A 20584-nucleotide genomic window follows, 5' to 3' on the forward strand; every position below is an offset into this window, starting at 1 on the left:
ATCCCCCCCAATAAAAACCAAGGGAATGAGTATGCAAGCCGAATTGATCGTCGACGCCCGCAACGCCGTGGGCGAAAGCCCGGTCTGGGTGGCGCAGGAAAATGCGCTGTACTGGGTCGATATCCCCAACGGCGCGCTGCAACGCTGGAGCGCCGATACCGGCCAGGTGCATGCCTGGAAAGCCCCGGAAATGCTCGCCTGCATCGCCCGGCACCAGCGTGGCGGCTGGATCGCCGGCATGGAGAGCGGCTTCTTTCATCTGCATCCGCACACCGACGGCAGCCTCGACGCCGAGCGGCTCGCCAGCGTTGAACACGCACGCCCGGACATGCGCCTCAACGATGGTCGCTGCGACCGTCAGGGGCGCTTCTGGGCGGGCAGCATGGTGTTGAACATGGGCCTGAATGCGCCCGAAGGACGGCTCTATCGCTACGGTGCCGGCGCAACCGGGACGATCGAAGCGCAACTTGATGGCTTCGTCGTCCCCAATGGCCTCGGCTTCAGTCCCGACGGTAAAACTCTGTACTTGTCCGACTCACACCCGAATGTGCAGTTGATCTGGGCTTTCGACTACGACACCGACAGCGGCACGCCATCGAATCGCCGTGTCTTCGTCGACATGAACAACCACTGCGGGCGCCCCGACGGCGCGGCAGTGGACGCCGATGGCTGCTACTGGATCTGCGCCAACGACGCCGGTCTCGTGCATCGCTTCACACCCGACGGGCGCCTCGATTACTCACTGCCTGTACCGGTGAAGAAACCAACCATGTGTGCGTTCGGCGGCAGCCAGATGGACACCTTGTTCGTCGCCTCGATCCGCCCCGGTGACGACCACGATCCGCAATCTCTGGCCGGCGGCGTGTTCGCCCTGAACCCCGGCGTCAAAGGCCTGCCGGAACCACTGTTCAACGATTTGCTGTAACCCGCCTCTGCTGCACCGCTGTGCCTTGAACACAAAAATAACAAGACTGGAGACACCCCTCATGGACTTCAAACGCACGTTGCTCGTCGCTGCACTCCCTTTCGCGTTCACCCTCAGCAGCGCCGTTCAGGCACTGGAAATCAAATTCGCCGACATCCATCCGGCCGGCTATCCGACGGTGGTGGCTGAAGAGCAACTGGGCAAAACACTGGTCGCCGACAGCGACGGCAAACTGACTTTCAAGATGTTTGCCGGCGGCGTGCTGGGCTCGGAAAAAGAAGTGGTCGAACAGGCGCAAGTCGGCGCGATTCAAATGGCGCGTGTCAGCCTCGGCATCGTCGGCCCGGTGGTGCCTGACGTGAACGTGTTCAACATGCCTTTCGTGTTTCGCGACCAAGCGCACATGCGTAAAGTCATCGACGGCGAAATCGGCGATGAAATCCTCGACAAGATCACCCAGTCGGAATTCAACCTCGTAGCCCTCGCCTGGATGGACGGCGGCACACGGAATATCTACACCAAGAAACCGGTGCGCACACTCGAAGATCTCAAAGGCATGAAGATCCGCGTGCAAGGCAACCCGATGTTCATCGAAACCATCAACGCAATGGGCGGCAACGGCATCGCCATGGACACCGGCGAAATCTTCAGCGCCCTGCAGACCGGAGTGATCGACGGCGCGGAAAACAACCCGCCAACCCTGCTCGAACATAATCACTACCAGAACGCGAAGTTCTACAGCCTGACCGGACACCTGATCCTGCCAGAGCCCATCGTGATGTCGAAAATCACTTGGGAAAAACTCACCCCCGATCAGCAGACCCTGGTGAAAAAAGCCGCGAAAGCCGCCCAAGCACAAGAGCGCACTTTGTGGGATGCCAAGTCGGCCAGCAGCGAAGAAAAACTCAAAGCGGCCGGCGTCGAGTTCATCACCGTCGACAAGAAACCGTTCTATGAGGCCACCGCATCGATACGCGAGAAGTACGGCGCACCTTACGTCGATCTGATCAAGCGCATCGAAGCCGTGCAGTAACCCTCCCAGCCCTCAACGAAAGGCCCGGCAACGCTGACCTCGCCGAAGGTCAGCGGCTGCCCGGTTACGGTGGAACCCGATGAAGAATTTGCTGCTGCGCATCAACGACCGGATCTACATGACCTGCATCTGGGTCGCCGGTCTGTCGGTGCTGACCATTTCCCTGATCATCCCTTGGGGCGTCTTCGCCCGTTACGTCCTCGGCACTGGCTCCAGCTGGCCGGAACCCACCGCCATTCTGCTGATGATGGTCTTCACCTTCATCGGCGCCGCCGCCAGTTATCGCGCCGGCGCACACATGGCCGTCGCGATGATTACCGATCGCCTGGCGCCCGACATGCGCAGAACCATGAGCATTGTCTCGCAGGTATTGATGGCGACCATTTGCCTGTTCATGACCATCTGGGGCAGCAAACTCTGCCTGTCGACCTGGAACCAGTTCATGAGCGCCCTGCCCACTCTGCGGGTGGGCATTACCTACATGCCGATCCCGGTCGGCGGCGCGTTGACGCTGATTTTTGTGCTGGAAAAACTCTTTCTCGGCGACCAGAGCAATCGCCGCGTGGTGCGCTTTGACCTGGTTGAAGAAAACGAAGGGGCTGCCTGATGGACGCATTGATTCTGCTGGGCAGTTTTATCGCCTTGATCCTGATCGGCATGCCGGTCGCTTACGCCCTCGGGCTGTCGGCGTTGATCGGCGCGTGGTGGATCGACATTCCGTTTCAGGCGCTGATGATTCAGGTCGCTGGCGGCGTAAACAAATTTTCCCTGCTGGCGATTCCGTTCTTCGTGCTCGCCGGGGCGATCATGGCCGAGGGCGGCATGTCGCGCAGGCTGGTGGCGTTCGCCGGGGTGCTGGTGGGGTTCGTCCGTGGCGGTCTGTCGCTGGTCAACATCATGGCCTCGACATTCTTCGGCGCGATCTCCGGCTCGTCAGTGGCGGACACCGCGTCGGTGGGCTCGGTACTGATTCCGGAAATGGAGCGCAAAGGCTATCCGCGCGATTTCTCCACGGCGGTGACGGTCAGCGGTTCGGTGCAAGCGTTGCTGACACCCCCGAGCCACAATTCGGTGCTCTATTCGTTGGCGGCCGGCGGCACGGTGTCCATCGCTTCGCTGTTCATGGCCGGCGTGGTGCCGGGCCTGTTGATGAGCGCGTGCCTGATGGTGCTGTGCCTGATTTTCGCGCGTAAACGCAACTACCCGAAAGGCGAAGTCATCCCGCTGCGCCAGGCGCTGAAAATCTGCGGCGAAGCGCTGTGGGGCCTGATGGCGATGGTGATCATTCTCGGCGGGATTCTATCCGGGATTTTCACCGCAACCGAATCAGCGGCCATCGCTGTGCTCTGGTCATTTTTCGTGACCATGTTCATCTACCGCGACTACAAATGGAGTGAGTTGCCGAAGCTGATGCACCGCACAGTGCGGACGATTTCGATCGTGATGATCCTGATCGGTTTCGCGGCGAGCTTCGGCTACATCATGACCCTGATGCAGATCCCGGCGAAGATCACCACGATGTTCCTGACCCTGTCAGACAACCGCTACGTGATCCTGATGTGCATCAACGTCATGCTGCTGTTGCTCGGCACCGTGATGGACATGGCCCCGCTGATTCTGATCCTCACACCGATTCTGATGCCGGTGATTCTCGGCATTGGCGTAGATCCGGTGCAGTTCGGCATGATCATGCTGGTGAACCTGGGGATCGGATTGATAACACCGCCGGTAGGTGCGGTGCTGTTTGTCGGGTCGGCGGTGGGCAAGGTCAGTATCGAAAGCACGGTAAAAGCGTTGCTGCCGTTCTACGCGGTGCTGTTTCTGGTGTTGATGCTGGTCACCTACATTCCCGCCATTTCCCTGTGGCTACCGCACTTGGTGTTGTAACAACTCGAAAGATCGCAGCCTTCGGCAGCTCCTACAGAAATCGCATTCCATGTAGGAGCTGTCGAGTGAAACGAGGCTGCGATCTTTTGATCTTCAAATACTCAAGCACGCAACAACATATATCCCGCCACCACCAGACACACACTGGCAAACCCCACCTGCAACGCCCGCGCCGGCACTCGCGCGCACAGCTTGCGGCCGATGATCATGCCGACAATGCTGGCGACGATAAACGCCGCGCCCTGCCCGTCAATCCGCACCCCGGCGTGAAACGATCCGATCACCCCAATCGCCGAAATCAGGCTGATCACCATCAACGACGTCGCGACAATCCCGCGCATCTGCACGTCAGTCAGTTGCTTGAACGCCGGCACAATCAAAAACCCGCCGCCAACGCCAAGCAACCCGGACACTACGCCCGTAACCGCGCCCAACGCCGCAAGGGTTGCGGTGCATTTGGCGGTCCAGTCGAAGCGCCCGGTTTCTTCATCGAGCATGCAATTCTTCTGACCCCAACTGCCATGCCCGTGATCGCTCGGCCCTTCTTCCTGACGCTCGCGCCTCAGCATGCGCCAAGCGACCATGACCATCAGCAGACTGAAGAGGATCATCAAAATCTTCTCCGGCAATTGATGCGCGAAGTAGATCCCCAGCGGCGAAAACACCGCACCGAGCGCGGCAATCAACAGTGCCGCGCGATAACGCACCAGCCCATGGCGCAAACCATCGATAGCACCAACCGCCGCCGCACTACCCACCGCAAATAACGCGACCGGCGCCGCTTGCGTCATCGTCCAGCCAAGCCCGAGCACCAGCGCCGGCACCGCCAGAATGCCGCCGCCCGCACCGGTCAAGCCGAGCACCAACCCCATCACCACGCCAAACAGACTTGCCAGCAACATAGGGTTTTCTCAGTCGACCTTGGACAGACTAGTCAGCCATTCGCGGCCCTTGAGCATGCCGTTCCAGTAGAACCACGGCAGCAACGTCGCCTTGAGCAACCACGCAGAGCGACGCGCCACGGTCGGATCAAGAGGAAACGTCGGCAGCAACTTACCGGCATAGCCAAACTCGGCGAGGATCACCTTGCCCTTCTCCACCGTCAGCGGGCACGAACCGTAGCCGTCGTACTTCAACGGCAGCGGTTGTTGCTTGCGCTGAGCCAGCAGATTTTGCGCAACAACCACGACTTGCTTGCGCACTGCTGCAGCGGTTTTCGCGTTGCTGGTGCCGCAGATATCGCCGAGCGCAAACACTTCGGGATAACGCGGATGTTGCAGGCTGTGCTGATTGACTTCGCACCAGCCGGCGGCGTCGGCCAAAAGACTTTGCGCGATGAAATCCGGCGAGACCTGCGGTGGCACAACGTGCAGCAGATCGAAGGTTTTCGCCTCGCGAGTGACGTTGCCGTCAGCGTCCTTGATCTCGAACCATGCGGTTTTCGCCGGGCCGTCGACCTTGACCAGATTGGAGTTGAACGCCAGTTGCGCGTTGTATTTTTCGATGTACTTCATCAGCGGCGGCACGAACGTCGCCACCCCGAACAACGCGGCGCCGGCGAGATTGAATTCGACATTGATGTTGTTCAGCACGCCGCTTTTAAGCCAGTGATCGCAGGACAGATACAGCGCCTTTTGCGGCGCGCCGGCGCATTTGATCGGCATCGCCGGTTGCGTGAACAGCGCTTTGCCGCCGCGCAGTTTTTGCACCTGATCCCAGGTGTATTGCGCGTGCTGGTAGCTGTAATTGGAAGTGACGCCGTGCTGACCGAGGCTTTCCTGCAAGCCTTCGATTTTCTCCCAGGCCAGGCGCAGGCCGGGGCAGACGATCAGGTTTTGATAGCTGACCGTGCGTTGATCATTGAGGGTGAGTTGGCGCTTGTCGGGATCGATGCCGGTGACGGCGGCTTGCAGCCAGTCGACCTGACGCGGCATTACCTTGGCCATGGGTCTGGCGGTGTCTTTTGCGTCGTAAGCACCGCCGCCGACCAGCGTCCACGCCGGCTGGTAATAGTGCTGCGAACTCGGCTCGATCACGGTGATTTTCAGGTCAGGATCACGCTTGAGCAGGCTGGCGACGAAGCCGATGCCCGCCGTGCCGCCGCCGATAACCACGATGTCTGCACTGATGGATGGGCCCCAGTGTTGATCGTTCATTGCTTGTTCCTTTTGCTGCACGCAAGGATTTCGTCAGCCATCACACAGATTCATTGTAGGAGTGAGCCTGCTCGCGATCGCGGTGGGTCAGCCAACATGTTTATCGACTGATACACCGCTATCGCGAGCAGGCTCACTCCTACAGGGGATTGGTGCGATGGGTGGCATTTATGGGTGTTCCCAGCTTTTTAGGACGGCCCCGCAATAAAGCCCCGACAGGGTCTTCATCACCTGAATCACTTCCGGGCTGGCGAGCCCATAAAAAATGTATTTACCTTCGCGGCGAGTGGCGACCATGCCTTCGTCGCGCAAAATGCCCAATTGCTGGGACAGCGTTGGCTGGCGTACGCCGGTCATGGTTTCCAGCTCGCCAACGTTGCGTTCGCCCTGGGTCAATTGACAGAGGATCAACAACCGATCTTCATTGGCCAACGCCTTGAGCAACGCACAGGCCTTGGTGGCCGAGGCGCGTAATTGGGCGACTTCACATTCGGTCAGACTGGATTGCATTTGCACGATGCCTTCAACGTCACTTAAGCTGCGAACATTATGTTTTTACATAAAGTGTTGCAACCCCGAATGACTTTTCGCCCACTCGTACAGGTTTGTGTCCATGCCCGCGCTGATTGAAGCTTTCCTCGACCCCGCCTCCTCGACCTACAGTTACGTGGTCTACGAAGCCGACGGCGGGCAATGCGCAATCGTCGATCCGGTGCTCGACTACGACGGCGCTGCCGGCCGCACCTGCACCGCACAAGCCGACAAAATCATCGCCTTCGTCCGCCAACACAACTTGCAAGTGCAGTGGCTGCTGGAAACCCACGCCCACGCCGATCACCTGTCCGCCGCGCCGTATCTGCGCCGCGAACTGGGCGGCAAGATCGCCATCGGCGAGTCGATCAGTAAAGTGCAGAACGTGTTCAAGGCGCTGTTCAATCTGGAGCCGGAGTTCTGCGTCGACGGTTCTCAGTTCGATCACCTGTTCGCGCCGAACGAGTCATTCAGCATCGGCAATCTCAAAGCTACGGCGCTGCATGTTCCCGGCCACACACCGGCGGACATGGCTTACCTGATTGATGGCGAGCAGATTCTGGTCGGCGACACCTTGTTCATGCCTGACGTCGGCACGGCGCGCTGCGACTTCCCCGGCGGCAACGCCAATCAACTGTTCAACTCGATCCACAAACTGCTGGCCTTCCCGGCAAGCGTGAAGCTTTACGTCTGCCACGACTACCCGCCTGAAGGTCGCGAGTCGCAGTGCCAGACCACGGTGGGCGAGCAGCGCAAAAGCAACATTCATGTGCATGACGGGGTGGATGAGGCGGCGTTTGTCGAGATGCGCACGCAGCGTGATGCCGGGCTGGGCATGCCGACGCTGTTGTTGCCGGCGATTCAGGTGAACGTGCGGGCGGGGAATTTTCCGGCGGCTGAGGACAATGGTGTGGTTTATCTGAAGATTCCGATCAACAAACTCTGATCGACAGCACTGACCGACAGACGGTTGGTTTTCACCTGTGAACCTGTAATTTCTGACAGTAGACGCCAAAGCGCCCACTGCGCAGAGTCAACACTCCCGACCGATCGAGTGAAAAGGAGTTTTCTCATGAGCGCAGTAGCTGACGAAGTGACGATACTTTTTCCCAAAAATCACGCAACTGTCCACCACGACATCCTGTTTCAGGGAAAAGGCACAACCGGAGCGACTGTTGTCCTGACGGCAAACACCGTTGAGATTGGTCGCACTGTCGTGACAGAAGAAAGCTCCTGGCACATTGATTTCCCATTGCTTGGCAATGGCGCAAAAAACATTGTTGCAACCCAGACCGACCTGCTTGGAAATGTCACCCGCCACGCCGTTACCCTCTACGTCACAACTAGGGAAGTCAAAATCAGTTCACCTCTCGAAAACGACTCGGTGCTTTCTCATGTTCTGGTGAATGGCGAAGGCGATCCGGAGGCAATCATCGAAGCGTTTATCAACGGTAAAAGCGTTGCCAGCGCGACGGCGGACTGGGGTTATTTCACCCTCTCGATCGGCCCTCTGCCTGACGGGAACCACCGAATAGCCGTACAGCAACGCTCTATTAATGGCGAGGTTTCATCAGCCATTGTGAACATCACCTGTAATGCTGACCGCTCGTTGCACATCAAGCAGCCTGTAGAGGGTGAGGAAGTATTTTCTGGCCACGAGTTCAAAATTGAAGCTTTGGCCAATGCAACACTGATCGCCACGGAAAATGGCGAATCCATAGCTCAAGGTCAAAGCGACATCTATGGACACTGGCTATTTACCTACGATGCAACTTCACTCGGTGAAAAAACGGTCAAAGTAATGCAGGAGTTGGAGGGTTCAATCCAAACCACGTCGGTAACTTTTAGCGTTATCAGAGGGCATATTAAGGTTTCTATTTATGCTCCGTATCCAGATTCCAGTGTTTCGCCAGGAGTGGGATTCGCCGGGAATGGTGAGGGCTGCGCAAAAATTACGCTTTCGGATGGAAATGAGGTCATCGGAGAGGGAGTGGTCGACCGCTTAAATCCAGTAGGTGACGCGTATTGGGATGTGATTCCAGACAAGAAGCTCACGCCAGGCGAAAAATACATAACCGCGACACAAATCACGCATGACGGGTTGAAGTCCAGCGCAACCATTAAGGTCAATGTTGTCGAGAAATTGCCGGTGACCTTCTTCCATCCTCATGACGGTGAAACAACGGGATCAATTTTTTCAACCTACGGCACTGGCACCGTAGGGGCTCACATACTCCTGACTGAAGACTCGCACCCGATAGGCAACGCTACTGTTGATACATCGCACAATTGGATGATCGACGTTAAAGGCCTATCGGCTGGAGAAAAAAAATGGATCGCGCTTCAGACTTATGAGGACGGAACAACCAGCAAAGCGACCGTGGTGTTTAATGTCGAACCACAAATACCATTCACTATTGAATACCCGGAAGAAGGCTCGACGGCTCATCAGCTTGACCCTGAATTCGCCGGAACGGGACAGCCGGGGGCAAGAGCGGTTTATATAGATGAATTTGAAGGAGACATTCCGATAGTCATTGCCAAGGTCGACGATAATGGCAACTGGAAAGGTCGTTCTGGAAAAGCTTTTCAATATGGCAAAAACAGCATAACCATATTCCAGGAAAACGCACTCGAACCCACAATCGTCACGCGCACTTTTTACATAACGCCCCCTTGATGCTCTTATTCGATCCGGGTTGATTTGGGGATCACGCCCCCAACGTCAACCCATTCGCCGGCAGCGGCAGCGCGGTTTTATACCGCACCTGCTTCAACGCAAAACTCGAGCGGATATTCGCCACCCCCGGCACTTTGGTCAGAAAGTCCATCATGAAGCGCTCCAACGACTGAATCGTCGGCACCAGCACCCGGATCAGATAATCCGGGTCGCCGGCCATCAAATAGCACTCCATCACCTCGGGGCGATCAGAAATCGCTTCTTCGAAATGCTGCAACGCCAACTCCACCTGTTTCTCCAGGCTGACGTGAATAAACACGTTCACGTGCAGCCCCAGCAGGTCGGCGTCCAGCAGCGTCACCTGCTCGCGAATCAGGCCTAATTCTTCCATCGCTTTGACCCGATTGAAGCACGGGGTCGGCGACAGATTCACCGAGCGTGCAAGGTCGGCGTTGGTGATGCGCGCGTTCTCTTGAAGGCTGTTGAGAATGCCGATGTCGGTACGATCCAGTTTGCGCATGAGACAAAACCACCTGTTTTTTATGTTTATGCAGAATTTCTATCTGCAAATCGTCTCCAGCGCAACGAAACAGAGATAAATATTCTTCTTGGCCCGGCCTATGATTGTTGTAGGACAAGATTTCTTCTACCGAAGGATGACTGCCAGCTCACTACAAGAAATTCACAAGATCGAGCGTAGAAGCCATGACCCAAGCGTATGAACCGCTGCGTCTGCACGTCCCTGAACCCTCGGGCCGTCCAGGCTGCAAAACCGATTTTTCCTACCTGCATCTGACCGATGCCGGTACGGTGCGCAAACCTTCCATCGACGTCGAACCTGCCGACACCGCCGACCTGGCGCGTGGGCTGATTCGCGTGCTCGACGATCAAGGCAACGCCCTCGGCCCTTGGGCTGAAAACGTGCCGGTCGAGATCCTGCGTAAAGGCATGCGCGCCATGCTCAAGACGCGCATCTACGACAACCGCATGGTCGTCGCCCAGCGTCAGAAAAAAATGTCGTTCTACATGCAAAGCCTTGGCGAAGAAGCTATTGGCAGTGCTCAGGCGTTGGCCCTGAACATCGACGACATGTGCTTTCCGACCTACCGTCAGCAAAGCATTCTGATGGCCCGCGAAGTGCCACTGGTCGACCTGATCTGCCAACTGCTGTCCAACGAGCGCGACCCGCTCAAGGGCCGCCAGTTGCCGATCATGTATTCGGTTAAAGAGGCTGGTTTCTTTACCATTTCCGGCAACCTCGCGACCCAGTTCATTCAAGCGGTCGGCTGGGGCATGGCTTCCGCGATCAAGGGCGACACCAAAATCGCCTCGGCGTGGATCGGTGACGGCGCCACCGCCGAATCGGATTTCCACACCGCCCTCACCTTCGCTCACGTTTATCGCGCGCCGGTGATCCTCAACGTAGTGAATAACCAATGGGCGATCTCGACCTTCCAGGCGATCGCCGGTGGTGAAGCCACTACTTTCGCCGGACGCGGCGTCGGTTGCGGCATCGCTTCTCTGCGCGTCGATGGCAACGACTTCTACGCGGTTTACGCGGCCTCTGCCTGGGCTGCCGAACGCGCCCGCCGCAACCTCGGCCCGACCATGATCGAATGGGTCACCTACCGCGCCGGCCCGCACTCGACCTCCGACGATCCGTCGAAATACCGCCCGGCCGATGACTGGAGCCACTTCCCGCTCGGCGACCCGATTGCCCGCCTCAAACAGCACCTGATCAAGGTCGGCCACTGGTCGGACGAAGAGCACGCTGCCGTCAGCGCCGAGCTCGAAGCCGAAGTGATTGCCGCGCAGAAACAGGCCGAACAGTACGGCACCCTCGCCGGCGGCCAGATTCCAAGCGCCGCGACCATGTTCGAAGACGTCTACAAAGAGATGCCGGAGCACTTGAAGCGCCAGCGTCAGCAGTTGGGGATCTGACATGAACGATCACAACAACAATATTCAGCTGGAAACCGCCATGACCACGACCACCATGACCATGATCCAGGCCCTGCGCTCGGCCATGGATGTGATGCTTGAGCGTGATGACAACGTGGTGGTGTTCGGTCAGGACGTCGGCTATTTCGGCGGCGTGTTCCGTTGCACCGAAGGCCTGCAAACCAAGTACGGCGCGTCGCGTGTGTTCGATGCGCCGATTTCTGAAAGCGGTATCGTCGGCGTTGCCGTGGGCATGGGCGCTTACGGTCTGCGTCCGGTTGCCGAGATTCAGTTCGCTGACTACGTCTACCCGGCGTCCGACCAGATTATTTCCGAAGCGGCGCGCCTGCGTTATCGCTCGGCTGGCGAGTTCACCGCACCGATGACCCTGCGCATGCCCTGCGGCGGCGGCATCTACGGCGGCCAGACGCACAGCCAGAGCATCGAGGCGATGTTCACTCAGGTCTGCGGTTTGCGCACCGTGATGCCATCCAACCCTTACGACGCCAAAGGCTTGCTGATCGCCTCCATCGAAAACGATGACCCGGTGATCTTCCTCGAGCCGAAACGCCTGTACAACGGCCCGTTCGACGGCCATCACGACCGTCCGGTAACGCCGTGGTCGAAACACCCGCAAGCGCAGGTTCCGGACGGTTACTACACCGTGCCGCTGGACGTTGCCGCCATCACTCGTCCGGGCAAGGACGTGACCGTGCTGACCTACGGCACCACCGTGTATGTCTCGCAAGTCGCTGCCGAAGAAAGCGGCGTCGATGCCGAAGTCATCGACCTGCGCAGCCTGTGGCCGCTGGATCTGGAAACCATCGTCAAGTCGGTGAAGAAAACCGGCCGTTGCGTGGTGGTTCACGAAGCCACGCGCACCTGCGGTTTCGGCGCCGAACTGGTGTCGCTGGTGCAAGAGCATTGCTTCCATCACCTGGAAGCGCCGATCGAACGCGTCACCGGTTGGGACACCCCCTACCCGCACGCGCAGGAGTGGGCGTATTTCCCAGGGCCGTCCCGAGTGGGTGCGGCGTTGAAACGGGTTATGGAGGTCTGAATGGGCACGCACGTTATCAAGATGCCGGACATCGGCGAAGGCATCGCAGAAGTAGAACTGTCGCAGTGGCACGTCAAGGTTGGCGATCTGGTCGTTGAAGATCAGGTGCTGGCGGACGTGATGACCGACAAGGCAATGGTCGATATTCCGTCGCCGGTACATGGCAAGGTGATTGCGCTTGGTGGTCAGCCAGGTGAAGTGATGGCGGTTGGCAGTGTGCTGATCAGCATTGAGGTTGAAGGTGCCGGCAATATGAAAGAATCCGCCGCGCCTGCTGCCGTTAAAGAAACACCCGTTGCGCCGAAAGTTGAGGCCGTTGTTGAGAGCAAGCCCTCTCCAGCCGCCCCGCGTCCGGTTGCGGTTTGCCAAGGCCCAATGGTTGCTCGCGAAGCAGACGAACGCCCGCTCGCCTCCCCGGCCGTGCGCAAACATGCGCTGGATCTGGGCATTCAATTGCGTCTGGTGCGCGGTTCCGGCCCGGCCGGTCGGGTGTTGCACGAAGATCTGGAAAGCTATCTGGCGCAAGGTCAGTCGAACGCTTCGGCGCCGGTGGCTGCCGCTTACGCCCAACGCGACGACGAAGAACAGATTCAAGTGATCGGCATGCGCCGCAAGATCGCCCAGCGCATGCAGGACGCCACTCAACGTGCCGCACACTTCAGTTATGTCGAAGAAATCGACGTCACCGCGATTGAAGAACTGCGTGCGCACCTGAATGAAAAACACGGTGCCAGCCGTGGCAAGTTGACCTTGCTGCCGTTCCTCGTCCGCGCCTTGGTCGTCGCCCTGCGCGACTTCCCGCAGATGAATGCCCGTTACGACGACGAAGCTCAGGTCATCACCCGCCTCGGCGCCGTGCATGTTGGCGTCGCCACGCAAAGCGATGTCGGCCTGATGGTGCCGGTGGTGCGTCACGCCGAAACGCGCAGCCTGTGGGACAGCGCCACGGAAATCTCGCGTTTGGCCAATGCCGCGCGCAATGGCAAGGCCAGTCGCGATGAGCTATCCGGTTCAACCATCACCCTCACCAGCCTCGGTGCGCTGGGCGGTATCGTCAGCACGCCGGTGTTGAATCTGCCGGAAGTGGCCATCGTCGGCGTCAACAAAATCGTCGAACGGCCAATGGTCGTCAAAGGCCAGGTGGTGATCCGCAAGATGATGAACCTCTCCAGCTCGTTCGATCACCGCGTGGTCGACGGCATGGACGCGGCACTCTTCATCCAGGCCATTCGTGGCCTGATCGAACAACCTGCCACTTTGTTTGTGGAGTAAGGCTCGCATGCAATCTCTGAACACCACGCTGCTGATCATCGGTGGCGGTCCTGGCGGTTATGTAACCGCGATTCGCGCCGGGCAACTGGGCATTGCGACGATTCTGGTCGAAGGCCAATCGCTGGGCGGCACCTGCCTGAACATCGGCTGCATCCCGTCGAAAGCGTTGATTCATGTGGCTGAGCAGTTTCACCAGACCCGGCATCACAGTCAGCATTCGGCGCTGGGCATCAGCGTTGCCGCGCCGACGCTCGACATCACCAAAAGTGTCGAGTGGAAGGACGGCATCGTTGATCGCCTGACCACTGGCGTTGCGGCGTTGCTGAAGAAGAATAAGGTTCAAGTGATCAATGGCTGGGCCAAAGTCATCGACGGCAAGACTGTTGAAGTCGGCGACACGCGTATTCAGTGCGAGCACTTGGTGCTGGCCACCGGTTCGACCAGCGTCAATCTGCCGATCCTGCCGATTGGCGGGCCGATCATTTCCTCCACCGAAGCGCTGGCGCCGACATCCGTGCCGAAACGTCTGGTAGTGGTCGGCGGTGGTTACATCGGCCTGGAGTTAGGCATCGCTTATCGCAAGCTCGGTGCTGACGTGAGCGTGGTCGAGGCGCAGGATCGTATCCTGCCAGCCTACGACGCCGAACTGACGCAGCCGGTGCACGAGGCGTTGAAGCAACTGGGTGTGAAGCTGTACCTGAAACACAGCGTGCTGGGTTTCGACGGCACGTTGCAGGTGCGCGATCCCGAGGGCGAAACCCTGAACCTGGAAACTGATCAGGTGCTGGTAGCAGTCGGTCGCAAGCCGAATACACAGGGCTGGAATCTGGAAGCGCTGAATCTGGACATGAACGGCTCGACGATCAAGATCGACAGCCGCTGCCAGACCAGCATGCGCAACGTCTACGCCATCGGTGATTTGAGCGGCGAACCGATGCTCGCTCACCGCGCCATGGCGCAGGGCGAGATGGTTGCCGAGTTGATCAGCGGCAAAACCCGCGAATTCAGCCCGACGGCGATTGCTGCGGTGTGCTTTACCGATCCGGAATTGGTGGTGGTCGGCAAGACGCCGGACGAGGCTAAAGCTGCGGGGCTGGACTGCATTGTTGCGAGTTTCCCGTTCGCGGCGAATGGCCGAGCGATGACACTGGAGTCGAAAAGCGGCTTCGTGCGCGTGGTCGCTCGTCGGGACAATCATCTGATTGTCGGCTGGCAGGCGGTGGGCGTTGGCGTGTCCGAGTTGTCGACAGCGTTTGCGCAAAGCCTGGAAATGGGCGCGCGGCTGGAAGACATCGGCGGCACCATCCATGCGCATCCGACCTTGGGTGAAGCGGTGCAGGAAGCGGCGTTGCGTGCTTTGGGGCATGCGTTGCACCTTTAATTTACGGGGGCTGTGATGGCCTCTTCGCGAGCAAGCCCGCTCCCACAGGGGGAATGCATTTCAAATGTGGGAGCGGGCTTGCTCGCGAATTCTTGAGAGCAACGCGATTTATCTGTCTGTCATCCGATAGTCCGGGCTGCGAAACCGCTCAAGAATGAAGTATTGTTGTGCCCATCCAAAAAACGTCAGAAGCCTTGAACCGTTTCGACGGTTGTTCAGTGATAGAGGGTGTCATGGGTAACGAAAGCATCAATTGGGACAAGCTGGGTTTTGACTACATCAAGACCGACAAGCGCTATCTGTCGTACTTTCGCGATGGCGAGTGGGACAAAGGCACCCTGACCGAAGACAACGTGCTGCACATCAGCGAAGGCTCGACTGCCCTTCACTATGGCCAGCAGTGCTTCGAAGGCATGAAGGCCTATCGTTGCAAGGACGGCTCGATCAACCTTTTCCGCCCGGATCAGAACGCCCTGCGTATGCAACGCAGCTGCGCGCGTCTGCTGATGCCGACCGTTGATACCGAGCAGTTCATCGAAGCCTGTAAGGAAGTGGTTCGTGCCAACGAGCGCTTCATTCCGCCTTATGGCACCGGCGGCGCGCTGTACCTGCGCCCGTTCGTGATCGGCGTGGGTGACAACATCGGCGTGCGCACTGCCCCCGAGTTCATTTTCTCGATCTTCTGCATCCCGGTCGGCGCCTACTTCAAGGGCGGCCTGACCCCGCACAACTTCCAGATCTCCAGCTACGACCGCGCCGCCCCCCAAGGCACCGGCGCAGCCAAAGTCGGCGGCAACTACGCGGCCAGCCTGATGCCGGGCTCGAAAGCCAAGAAAGCCAACTTCGCTGACGCGATCTACCTGGATCCGATGACCCACACCAAGATCGAAGAAGTCGGTTCGGCCAACTTCTTCGGGATCACCCACGACAACAAGTTCATCACCCCGAACTCGCCGTCGGTTCTGCCAGGCATCACCCGCCTGTCGCTGATTGAACTGGCGAAATCGCGTCTGGGCCTGGAAGTCGTTGAAGGCGATGTGCTGATCGACAAGCTGTCGGACTTCAAAGAAGCCGGCGCTTGCGGTACTGCGGCAGTGATCACGCCGATCGGTGGCATCAGCTACAACGATCATCTGCATGTGTTCCACAGCGAGACAGAAGTCGGCCCTGTGACCCAGAAGCTTTATAAAGAGCTGACCGGTGTACAGACCGGCGACATCGAAGCGCCAGCGGGTTGGATCGTTAAGGTTTGATTTGACGGCTCTGGATGTATGAACGCCCTCCACCGAGTGATTGGTGGGGGGCTTTTTTTGTGGTGATAAAGATCAAAAGATCGCAGCCTTCGGCAGCTCCTACATAGATCTCCTGTAGGAGCTGCCGAAGGCTCGGGCCGCGATCGGACGATCTTTTGATCTTCTATTTCAAGGCAATCCTTTTTCCGGCACGACTGGCGATCCCACTCGCCTGCCCGTTCTGCTGCTTCCCCATCCGCGCCTGCGTAATCAGTCCAGGAATCAACTCGCCCTCCGGCAGATTCTTCCAGAACCGCACCGGCAAATGTCCCTGCATGACCTTGGGATTCAACCGCGCCGGATTGAAGATGTGGCTGTAATACGTCAACCACAGATCACCATGCGGATCATCGACGTTCTGCGCCAGTTGCTGCCATTCCACGGGGCATTGACGCTGGTGAATCAGTTGCTCGCCATCGTAATAAACCCCGTCACGCGGCGTCGCGATCAGCCAGCGATGGCGGCCCATGCGCCCGATGAAATGTTCGCTGGCACTGTGCAGGATGTCGTGCGCCGGTTCGTGCCATGCCACATATTGCGGGCCAGCGCTGGCTGACGAGCGTTCGATGAAGCGCACAAACGCATGCAGGTGATGGGCTTCGCGGCGCACCTGTTTTATACGCCGCTGTAGCTCGCTGCCAAGCTTGTCTCCGGCGAGCATGGCCGTGCGATCGCCATGGCTGACCCGCCACAGCACTTCATATAAAAGACTCCAGCGTTGATCGCCGCGGTATTGCGCCGCTTGTTCCAGCGTATCGAGCAATGCACGCGGAATCCGCGCCATAAACGGCCCCTGACCCTCTGGAACTGGATCATCACTGGCGAACAGGTCTCCCACCCCTTCCGACGCCCAACTCACCAGACTTGGATCGATTTCATGGCTCAGCAGCCAACGCGCTTGCTGACGCCACGTCTCGAACAGATCGTCGCAATCAAGATTGATCATCCCCACAACCCCATTTGTTGCGGCATCGGCCGGTCGCGCAATTGCTGATAGAGCAAATGGCTGGTGACTTCGGCCTGCTGTGGGTGGTAATCGCTGGTGATGATGAACGGCTTGGCCTTGGCCAGCACGCAGCGCATGCGCGCGACGTCTTCGTAGCGGATTCGGCGCTGACGACGCAGCTCGACCAGGCGTTCGGTGGTGCGCAGGCCGATGCCAGGGATGCGTGAGATCAGAGACGCTTCGGCACGGTTCAGATCCAGCGGGAACACTTCACGATTCTGCAGTGCCCACGCCAGTTTCGGATCGATGTCCAAGGCCAGATTGCCCGGTCCCTTGAGCAGTTCGTCAGCGCTGTAACCGTAGCTGCGCAGGAGGAAATCAGCTTGGTACAGACGGTGTTCACGCATCAATGGCGGCGCGGCGAGGGGCACGCTTTTCGGGCTGTCGGGGATCGGGCTGAATGCCGAATAATAAACCCGCCGCAAGCGGTAGTTGCCGTACAGCGACTGCGCACTGTGCAAAATTGTGCTGTCGTCGGTGTCATCGGCGCCGACGATCATTTGCGTGCTTTGCCCGGCGGGTGCGAACTTCGCTGAACGGGGTTCATTGAGGACGGTTTGCACACCGGTGTAGATGGTGTTCATGGCCAGCTTGATCGAGCCGATATCCTTCTCCGGCGCCAACGTCTGCAGGCTGGCGTCGGTGGGCAGTTCGATATTGACGCTCAAACGATCGGCGTAACGCCCCGCTTCTTCGATCAGCGCAGGATCAGCTTCGGGGATGGTTTTAAGGTGGATGTAACCGCGAAATTCATGTTCTTCGCGCAGCAGCTTCGCGACGCGCACCAGTTGCTCCATGGTGTAGTCCGCCGAGCGGATGATTCCGGAGCTGAGGAACAAGCCGCTGACACAATTGCGCCGGTAGAAATCCATGGTCAGCGCCACCACTTCTTCCGGCGTGAAACGTGCGCGGGGGACGTCACTGGAACGGCGATTGACGCAGTATTGGCAATCGTAAAGGCAAAAATTGGTCAGCAAAATCTTCAACAACGACACGCAGCGCCCGTCCGGCGTATAGCTGTGGCAAATGCCCATGCCATCGGTCGAGCCGAGACCACTCTTGCCCTCGGAGCTGCGTTTGGGCGCACCACTGCTCGCGCATGACGCGTCGTACTTGGCGGCGTCGGCGAGAATGCTCAGCTTGTCGATGATTTGCATGGCGCGGGCTCTTTACTGTTTGGATATACAGTATAGCGTCGCGAGCTTGCGCACAAGGTTGGGCACGACCCCTCGTCGGCTTGGAGCGAAGATGAAAAGATCGCAGCGTTCCGCAGCTCCTACGTAGATTCGGGATCGGGGTTCATCGGGTGTACACACGCTCTGTAGGAGCTGCCGAAGGCTGCGATCTTTTGATCTGGCCTTTATCAATCGCCACCTCAACACCAAACCGAGCCCCGAATTCCCTGCGCCCTACGGCCGTCAACGCCAACGCCCGACTGTTTAGATCCTGCGTCACCCACTTACGCCTCAACGCCGCTTGCAACAACGCCGCCCCTAACGAGCCACCCAGATGCGGCCGACGCATGCTCCAGTCCAGACAAGGACAAGCAAACTTGCGGCGCAACGTGCTCAAATCCTGAACCTCGATACCCAGACCTTCAAACAGCGCCGCGCCACTGTCACTCAAGCGATACGCCTGCTCGTCGGTCTCCACCAGCCATCCGGCCTCGATAAATCGGTCATGCAGCAACACCGCCAGCGTCCCCGCCATATGGTCATAGCACGTCCGGGCGAATTGCAGACGATCCGGCGTGTGCGGCTTGAACGTCGGCGCGGCGCTCTGGCCAATCACCATCAAGGCTTCCAACGCCTGGGCGACGCGCTGATCGGCGAGGCTGTAATAACGATGACGGCCCTGCACATGCAGACGCACCAGCGCGAGATCCCTGAGTTTGGCCAGGTGCGCACTGGCCGTGGAGGCGCTGACCTCGGCGATGGCCGCCAGCTCCGTAGGGGTGCGGGCGTGTCCATCCATCAGCGAGCAGAGCATTTTCGTACGCGCCGGTTCCGCGATGGCGGCAGCCACTTGCGAAACGCCGATGTCTTGATGTTCTGCGTGCATATTTCGCTCCCGGACGAATCGTCGCCGCTGAGGACTGACGATACTCGCAACACTTTCCTGACGACAAGGCTGCGAACCATGGATCCGATCAACGCTGCGACTCATACCGATCCCTATCCTTATTACGCATCGCTGCGTGCTCAAGGAGGCTTGGTGTTTCATCAGGAACTGAAATTGTGGGTCGCCAGCAGTGCCCGTGTGGTGTGCGCGGTGTTGGCGCATGCCGATTGCCGCGTGCGTCCCGCACAGGAACCCGTGCCGAAAGCGATTGCCGGCGGCATGGCCGGCAAGATGTTCGGCCAGTTGATGCGGATGAATGATGGCGAGCGTCAGCGTTGCCCGCGTTCGGCAATCGAGCCTGCGCTTGAGCTGATCAATAAAGCCGAGGTTCGCGCCTTGGTGGCTGCACGGTTGATAAACGTGGACGCCGACGGCTTATATAAAGCCATGTTTCGCGGGCCTGTTTGCGTGGTCGCGGCGCTGCTTGGTTTTACCCCGGCGCAGGGCCGGGCGATCAGCGCGCTGACGGCGGATTTCGTCGCCTGTCTCTCGCCGTTGAGCAATGACCTTCAATTGGCGGCGGCGCATGCGGCGGCTGAGCAGTTGCGCGGGTATTTCATCGAGTTGCTGACTGAGGCGGACAGCGCTTTGCTGACGGAAATTCAGCGGCGATTTGAAGGCGATGAAGACGCGCTGTTCGCCAATTTGATCGGGCTGTGTTCACAGACTTATGAAGCCACTGCCGGGTTGATTGGCAATGCTTTGGTGGCGCTAAAAAGTCGGCCCGATTTGCGTGAGGCGTCGATGGAAGCGGTGTTGGCGGAAGTGCAGCGTTTTGATCCGTCAGTGCAGAACACGCGACGGTTTGTGGCGCAGTCCTGCGAGATTGATGGGGTGCGCGTTGAGGCTGGGGATGTGATTCTGCTGTTGTTGGCCTCGGCCAATCGGGATCCGGCGTTGAACGAAGACCCTGACCAGTTTTTGCCGGATCGCCCGAACCGGCGCAGTTTCAGTTTTGGCAGCGGTCGGCATCAGTGTCCCGGGCAAATACTGGCGATGGAAATTGCCAGTGCGACTGTCAGAGAAATCCTCGATCACGGTGTGAATCTGGAGCGACTGGCCTGGCATTACCGGCCTTCGCTGAATGGGCGGATGCCTATGTTCAGTTTCGTGGGTGACTGATAGGCCGCCTTCGCGAGCAAGCTCGGCTCCTACAAGGATTTGCGCGTCGCCGATCAACTGTAGGAGCAAAGCTTGCTCGCGAAAGCCCCGGAAAAACGCAGCATCATTTCGGCATCATCCACAAGGCTACAGCGCCTTGCGCCTTTGCCTACAACTACGCCAGAATCCGCCGGCTTG

19 protein-coding genes are annotated in these 20584 nt (G+C 58.7%); 12 read left to right on the forward strand and 7 right to left on the reverse strand.

The window, feature by feature from the left end; genetic code table 11:
* Positions 1 to 31: 31 nt before the first annotated feature.
* From QMX93_RS13690 to QMX93_RS13705, 4 genes are all read left to right on the forward strand, one after another.
* Entirely contained in the window at positions 32 to 925 is an 894-nt protein-coding gene (locus QMX93_RS13690) for an SMP-30/gluconolactonase/LRE family protein (protein WP_282356545.1), read from the forward strand.
* Between the two features lie 61 nt (positions 926 to 986).
* A complete protein-coding gene (locus QMX93_RS13695; protein ID WP_053121423.1) occupies positions 987 to 1958 on the forward strand; it encodes a TRAP transporter substrate-binding protein in 972 nt (323 codons plus the stop codon).
* 79 nt (positions 1959 to 2037) lie between these two features.
* Complete coding sequence (locus QMX93_RS13700; RefSeq protein ID WP_053121425.1) at positions 2038 to 2565, forward strand: TRAP transporter small permease; 528 nt, start codon at positions 2038 to 2040, stop codon at positions 2563 to 2565.
* The gene (locus QMX93_RS13705; RefSeq protein WP_053121428.1) at positions 2565 to 3845 is read left to right on the forward strand and encodes a TRAP transporter large permease; all 1281 of its coding nucleotides are present in this window, start codon (positions 2565 to 2567) and stop codon (positions 3843 to 3845) included. Before QMX93_RS13700 ends, QMX93_RS13705 begins: the two co-directional genes overlap by 1 nt.
* Positions 3846 to 3946: 101 nt before the next feature.
* On the opposite strand, the gene QMX93_RS13710 is transcribed toward QMX93_RS13705, so the two are convergent.
* From QMX93_RS13710 to QMX93_RS13720, 3 genes are all read right to left on the reverse strand, one after another.
* On the reverse strand, positions 3947 to 4747 hold the full coding sequence (locus tag QMX93_RS13710; protein WP_053121429.1) for a sulfite exporter TauE/SafE family protein: 801 nt from the start codon (positions 4745 to 4747) through the stop codon (positions 3947 to 3949).
* Positions 4748 to 4756: 9 nt separating this feature from the next.
* Positions 4757 to 6001 carry an FAD/NAD(P)-binding oxidoreductase gene (locus QMX93_RS13715; protein WP_282356546.1) on the reverse strand — a complete coding sequence of 415 codons (1245 nt, stop codon included), beginning with the start codon at positions 5999 to 6001 and terminating at the stop codon, positions 4757 to 4759.
* Between the two features lie 168 nt (positions 6002 to 6169).
* Positions 6170 to 6511 (reverse strand): metalloregulator ArsR/SmtB family transcription factor, encoded by a 342-nt coding sequence (locus tag QMX93_RS13720; protein WP_053121433.1) that lies wholly within the window; start codon positions 6509 to 6511, stop codon positions 6170 to 6172.
* A 103-nt stretch (positions 6512 to 6614) separates the two neighbouring features.
* Between QMX93_RS13720 and QMX93_RS13725 the strand changes: the two genes are divergently transcribed.
* Together QMX93_RS13725 and QMX93_RS13730 are read left to right on the forward strand one after the other, a co-directional pair.
* Positions 6615 to 7478 (forward strand): MBL fold metallo-hydrolase, encoded by an 864-nt coding sequence (locus QMX93_RS13725; RefSeq protein ID WP_282356547.1) that lies wholly within the window; start codon positions 6615 to 6617, stop codon positions 7476 to 7478.
* Positions 7479 to 7604: 126 nt separating this feature from the next.
* Complete coding sequence (locus QMX93_RS13730) at positions 7605 to 9212, forward strand: hypothetical protein (RefSeq protein WP_282356548.1); 1608 nt, start codon at positions 7605 to 7607, stop codon at positions 9210 to 9212.
* A 31-nt stretch (positions 9213 to 9243) separates the two neighbouring features.
* Here QMX93_RS13730 and bkdR read toward each other — a convergent pair whose 3' ends face one another.
* The gene (bkdR, locus tag QMX93_RS13735) at positions 9244 to 9732 is read right to left on the reverse strand and encodes a Bkd operon transcriptional regulator BkdR (protein WP_008086971.1); all 489 of its coding nucleotides are present in this window, start codon (positions 9730 to 9732) and stop codon (positions 9244 to 9246) included.
* Between the two features lie 185 nt (positions 9733 to 9917).
* Here bkdR and QMX93_RS13740 point away from each other — a divergent pair, with 185 nt between their 5' ends.
* From QMX93_RS13740 to QMX93_RS13760, 5 genes are all read left to right on the forward strand, one after another.
* Positions 9918 to 11153, forward strand: coding sequence for a 3-methyl-2-oxobutanoate dehydrogenase (2-methylpropanoyl-transferring) subunit alpha (locus QMX93_RS13740; RefSeq protein WP_007915086.1), 1236 nt, complete (start codon positions 9918 to 9920; stop codon positions 11151 to 11153).
* A gap of 1 nt (position 11154) precedes the next feature.
* Entirely contained in the window at positions 11155 to 12213 is a 1059-nt protein-coding gene (locus QMX93_RS13745; RefSeq protein WP_008086973.1) for an alpha-ketoacid dehydrogenase subunit beta, read from the forward strand.
* The gene (locus QMX93_RS13750; RefSeq protein WP_282356551.1) at positions 12214 to 13485 is read left to right on the forward strand and encodes a dihydrolipoamide acetyltransferase family protein; all 1272 of its coding nucleotides are present in this window, start codon (positions 12214 to 12216) and stop codon (positions 13483 to 13485) included.
* A 7-nt stretch (positions 13486 to 13492) separates the two neighbouring features.
* Entirely contained in the window at positions 13493 to 14866 is a 1374-nt protein-coding gene (gene lpdA / locus QMX93_RS13755; RefSeq protein WP_282356553.1) for a dihydrolipoyl dehydrogenase, read from the forward strand.
* A 233-nt stretch (positions 14867 to 15099) separates the two neighbouring features.
* Positions 15100 to 16119: a branched-chain amino acid aminotransferase gene (locus QMX93_RS13760; protein ID WP_053121443.1), complete on the forward strand. Its 1020-nt coding sequence runs from the start codon at positions 15100 to 15102 to the stop codon at positions 16117 to 16119.
* 163 nt (positions 16120 to 16282) lie between these two features.
* Here QMX93_RS13760 and QMX93_RS13765 read toward each other — a convergent pair whose 3' ends face one another.
* The 3 genes from QMX93_RS13765 to QMX93_RS13775 all read right to left on the reverse strand — a co-directional run bounded on the left by QMX93_RS13765 (position 16283) and on the right by QMX93_RS13775 (position 19225).
* On the reverse strand, positions 16283 to 17104 hold the full coding sequence (locus tag QMX93_RS13765) for a TIGR03915 family putative DNA repair protein (protein ID WP_212551535.1): 822 nt from the start codon (positions 17102 to 17104) through the stop codon (positions 16283 to 16285).
* Positions 17101 to 18321: a putative DNA modification/repair radical SAM protein gene (locus QMX93_RS13770; protein WP_282356555.1), complete on the reverse strand. Its 1221-nt coding sequence runs from the start codon at positions 18319 to 18321 to the stop codon at positions 17101 to 17103. The genes QMX93_RS13765 and QMX93_RS13770 overlap by 4 nt, the downstream gene beginning before the upstream one ends.
* A 142-nt stretch (positions 18322 to 18463) precedes the next feature.
* Positions 18464 to 19225, reverse strand: coding sequence for a helix-turn-helix transcriptional regulator (locus tag QMX93_RS13775; RefSeq protein WP_282356556.1), 762 nt, complete (start codon positions 19223 to 19225; stop codon positions 18464 to 18466).
* Positions 19226 to 19303: 78 nt separating this feature from the next.
* Here QMX93_RS13775 and QMX93_RS13780 point away from each other — a divergent pair, with 78 nt between their 5' ends.
* Positions 19304 to 20407, forward strand: a complete 1104-nt coding sequence (locus QMX93_RS13780) for a cytochrome P450 (protein WP_282356557.1) — start codon at positions 19304 to 19306, stop codon at positions 20405 to 20407.
* Positions 20408 to 20584 lie beyond the last annotated feature (177 nt).

It is taken from the genome of Pseudomonas sp. PS01303, assembly GCF_029959385.1.
Classification (GTDB): domain Bacteria; phylum Pseudomonadota; class Gammaproteobacteria; order Pseudomonadales; family Pseudomonadaceae; genus Aquipseudomonas; species Aquipseudomonas rustica.